At 68.0% G+C, this 3,374-nt stretch carries 3 protein-coding genes and 1 pseudogene; 1 reads left to right on the top strand and 3 read right to left on the bottom strand.

What is annotated here, in order from left to right; genetic code table 11:
• Together VXC91_RS43795 and nthB are read right to left on the bottom strand one after the other, a co-directional pair.
• Window positions 1-303: nitrile hydratase subunit alpha (locus tag VXC91_RS43795; RefSeq protein ID WP_329512921.1), on the bottom strand; the 303-nt coding region annotated here is incomplete at its 3' end.
• On the bottom strand, window positions 300-965 hold the full coding sequence (nthB, locus tag VXC91_RS43790) for a nitrile hydratase subunit beta (RefSeq protein ID WP_329512920.1): 666 nt from the start codon (window positions 963-965) through the stop codon (window positions 300-302). The genes nthB and VXC91_RS43795, both read right to left, overlap by 4 nt.
• 688 nt (window positions 966-1,653) lie before the next feature.
• Between nthB and VXC91_RS43785 the strand changes: the two are divergent.
• A pseudogene (locus VXC91_RS43785) lies at window positions 1,654-2,469 on the top strand (HoxN/HupN/NixA family nickel/cobalt transporter); the annotation flags it as partial.
• A 218-nt stretch (window positions 2,470-2,687) separates the two neighbouring features.
• On the opposite strand, the gene VXC91_RS43780 reads toward VXC91_RS43785, so the two are convergent.
• Window positions 2,688-3,374, bottom strand: a 687-nt coding sequence (locus tag VXC91_RS43780) for an HARBI1 family protein (RefSeq protein WP_329512919.1), incomplete at its 5' end; no start/stop codon positions are given.

The following is a 3,374-nucleotide window of genomic DNA, read 5'->3' as shown; positions in this document are numbered from 1 at the left end:
CACGTTGTGGGTCGTCGGGGTGTTCTCCACGACCACGATGTGCCAGCCCATGGGCCCCGAGAATCCCAACTCCTTGATCGCCGCGGTGCCGTCCTGGAGCAGCCGCTGCCGGTACTCCGGGTCGGTCCAGGCCTTGGCGACGACCTTGGCCCCGTTGAGCGGGCCCACGTTGGTCTCGTATTCGGTGATGATCCCGTCGACCACCTCGGGGTCGATCAGGCCCCGCTCGGTGAGCAACTGCTCGAGCGCCTCGGTGCGCACCGACGTGGGAAGTATCTCGTCCGGTTTGCCGGTGATGGTCATGAGGCTGCCTCCAGGTAGCTTTCGTACATGTCCACGGTGAGGGCGAAGGGTTCGGCGTCGGTGCCCCACAGTTCGTGTGAGTCGAACCGCACCGAGTAGACGTGCTGCGGGTTCTCACCCAGGAAGTGGGCGTTGGTGTCCGGCAGGACCTGGGCGGGCTGGATGAGCTCCACGACTCCCACGTGCCCGCGGATATAGCCCGGCAGCCGGGTGTGCCCGGCGGGCGAGATGTCCTTGGCGCGTACGCGCTCGCCGACACCGAAGGCCGGGGCGGCGTCCACGGAGCGCAACGGCCCCTCGGCAGTCGCCGTGTAGTCCGGCTTGGCGGGATCGGGGATCGGGGGCTCCTCCACGTGCTGCCCGAGCAGATTGCGGGCCCGGGCGTCGACCGCACCCGGCGCCAGGATCGCGCTGTCCGTGAGCATCAGCTCCCCGCCGTTGATCCAGCGGCCGAAATAGCCCTCATCCAGGTAGGCGGCCCGGTCCAGGCGCTCCAGCGAGTGGCGGAAGGCGTCCACGTTTGCCCCGGCCACCTTCGATGCCAGAAGGGCCAGCGCGAAAGCCCTGCCCTGCCAGGTCTCCGCGAAGACCGGTTCGTCCATTCTCGGCGGATGCACAGGACCCCAACCCGGGGTACCGCCCATATCGGCAATGCCATCCATGACTAACCTCTCGCATATCCGCAACAGCGGACATAAATGGTCAATTGCTTTTCTCCGACGCCTCCAGCATCACGCCGAAGACGGCGAAACCGCCCGCTGCGGCGCTCGGCAGCAGGCGCGACGGTAATTCCCCCAGGTCAGCGACTCGCCGTCGGCGCGGCCGGGGGCCCCATTATTTACGAGCACATACTCCTGACTTCAGAATGGACAGGCGGATCCCTGGGGCCGACTGCGCCAGTTCCCGACCCCCGGCATGCGGTGCCGCAGGAGGCCCAAGGCCCCAGGATCGTGATCAGGCCCAAGAACCGTGATCAGAAGAGAGAAGACCGAACCGTTCCTGAGTCACGGCAAGGCCCGGCCCTGGGCCGGGTTGGCGGTGCCACCCCACTGGGGGCGACATCAGCCACGCTGACGACCCTCGGTCCGAGCTGCCGGAGAGGCGACGCACGGATACGGAAGACGGGGCTTCCTGTGGATGGGGCTGGCGCACCACAGTTTAGGAGCATATGCTCATATTAGTAAGACGGCAGGACCGGGCCCCCGGGTCACCCTGCCGGCCCACCGTCGGCCGGCCGTGCCGGACATCCCGGCACCAATGGTGCTCAGGGGGCTGTCATTCCCCCGTCGGGAGACCTGCCGTCGTTCCGCACGAGACCCGTCCGCAAGGCCCTGGAGAGGCTGACCCCAGATGACCCTGCCCGAAAACCCTTACCAGACCGCCGTCCGTCCTGGGGTGATACCTGCTGCGCCGATCATCCGCTGGGAGCGCCAAGACTGGTGGCGCACCGGCGGGCTCCTGACCGTGATAGCGGTGCTGCACCTGGCGGCGTTCGGGATCCTGGCCGCCCTCGTGGCTCCACACCACTACAAAGTCGGCACCGAGGTCTTCGGCCTCGGACTCGGCGTGACCGCCTACACACTCGGCATGCGACATGCGTTCGACGCCGACCATATCGCCGCCATCGACAACACCACCCGCAAACTCATGGCCGACGGCAAGCGCCCCGTATCCGTCGGCTTCTGGTTCGCACTGGGCCACTCCACCGTCGTGGTGCTGCTGGCTGCGGGGATCGCCGCGGGCACGCGGCTGACGGGGACACTGACCAACGACAACTCCAGTGCGCGCCGGCACCTGGGCGCGGTCAGCACGCTGGCATCCGGAAGCTTCCTGTACCTGATCGCCGCGCTCAACCTGCTGGCCCTGGCCGGCATCTGGCGGGTCTTCAGGGCGATGCGCGCAGGGCAGTTCGACGAGCACGAACTGGCCAAACACCTGGACAACCGCGGCTTCATGAACCGCATCCTGGGCCGGCTCACCAGGTCCGTCTCCCGCCCGGGACAGATGTATCCGGTAGGGCTGCTGTTCGGAATCGGGTTCGACACCGCCACCGAGGTCACGCTGATGGTGATGGCAGGCTCCGGCGCCGCCGCGGGACTGCCGTGGTACGCGATCGTCTGTCTGCCGCTGCTGTTCGCCGCCGGGATGAGCCTGTTCGACGTTCTCTCTATACTCGCGCAAAGGGAGCTGTTTCTGTGACAAACAGCAGCGCAGCCGGAGAACACCGCCGCGGAGGCGGATCTGCACGGATCCGAGGCACCGATCTCGCGGCGATCCTGCACTGCGCCGTCCACGAAGCCATGCAGCGGCTCAATGCCGTAGCGGCAGCAGTTTACCTACTGAACCCTTCTCGGTAACGTCTCGTGACGGTTGGTGATCTTCGTTCAGGCGGTGCGGCTGTGTTCGAGCTGGAGTAGGACGAGGGCGGCGCGGGCGATCCGGGTGATGGCCGCAGGGTCGAGGCTGACTCGGCGCAGGGCCTTGAAGGTGACCTTCAGTAGGGCGTTGGCGCGTTCGGCGACGGCGTGGACGCCCCGGATCACGGCGTTGAACGCCTTGTCGCTGTCGGCGAGTTCACCGCCCTTGGGCTTCTTGACCGGGTGGCGGAAGCCGTCTCCGGCGTTCTCGTAGCCGAGGTCGGTCAGGGTGGGGATGCCCAGCGTGGCGGCGAGCCGGTTGAGGGCGTCGACGAGGCCGTGGGCGCGGGCGCAGGTGGTGTCGTGCTCGCGGCCCGGGCGGACCGGGGAGACCCACAGCGGCCATCCGTCCGGGGCCGCGATGACCTGCACGTTCCCTCCGTGGTGCTTGTGCTTGCCGGACCACCACAGGTCCGCGCCGTTGGGGCCGGCGGCGGCCACGCGGTCGGTGCGGATGACGGTGCCGTCCAGGTTGAGGTGGGTGTACCCCGCCGCTGCCGCGCGCTCAAGAGCGGTGGACAGATCGGGCGCGTGGTCGGCGAGCACGGTCAGCCCCTCGTGCAGGTAGCGGTAGGCGGTCGGCAGTGAGATGCCGTTGTCCCGGGCGAGTTGGGCCAGCCGGGTGCCGTCGACGAACCAGCGCAGCACGAGCAC

It is taken from the genome of Streptomyces chiangmaiensis, assembly GCF_036281785.1.
Taxonomy (GTDB): Bacteria; Actinomycetota; Actinomycetes; order Streptomycetales; family Streptomycetaceae; genus Streptomyces; species Streptomyces chiangmaiensis.
This window is presented reverse-complemented; position numbering and strand designations above follow the sequence as displayed.

Excerpts from the sequence above, each read along its gene's own strand:
- nthB (WP_329512920.1), bottom strand. The coding sequence starts at position 965 with ATGGATGGCATTGCCGATATGGGCGGTACCCCGGGTTGGGGTCCTGTG.